Annotated in this window: 1 pseudogene; it reads left to right on the forward strand. The window is 53.3% G+C overall.

Annotated elements, in window-relative coordinates:
• Nucleotides 1-634 (forward strand): annotated as a pseudogene (locus AAC147_RS10240) (RHS repeat-associated core domain-containing protein); the annotation flags it as partial.

Consider the following 634-nt stretch of genomic DNA (forward strand, 5'->3'; position numbering starts at 1 on the left):
GGCCCGATGGCACGGTATTATACTTTGGCTATGACCGGCTGACCCGGCTGAACTCAGTGACCGCTTCCACTGGTGAAACCTACCGTTATGAGCGGGATGCCGCCGGGCAGATTATCCGCGAAACTGACTTTACCGGGCGTACCATCACTTATCAGTACGATACATTGGGGCGACGTATTCAGGCACAATATCCCGACGGACAACAGTTACGCTGGTATTACTCTGCTGCCGGTTCACTGATCAAACAGGAAAGCTGGCAACCGGAAGACGGCAAGTTAGCGCTTAAAGACACCACCACCTACGAATACAACAAACGATATCAATTGGTAAAAGCCACCAATGCCGATGCCGTGGTGGAATACGAATATGACAAGGCCACTGGCCTGCCGACCTGTGAACGTATCAATGGGCGGGAAATCACGCGCAAATGGGATAATCTGACGGGACGTCCTGTCAGCGAAAGTGTGGATGGTAATACCCTGCACTTCGGTTATAACCTGTCGGGGAGTCTGAATCACTTTCAGCTTAACCAGCATGCGCCACTGACCTTCCAGCATGATGCGCTGGGGCGGGAAACGGTGCGCGAAAGTGCCAACGGTTTTATCCTTGCCAGCCGCTACACCGCAACTGGCCT

Source organism: Xenorhabdus sp. NBAII XenSa04 (assembly GCF_963866145.1).
GTDB lineage: Bacteria > Pseudomonadota > Gammaproteobacteria > Enterobacterales > Enterobacteriaceae > Xenorhabdus > Xenorhabdus indica.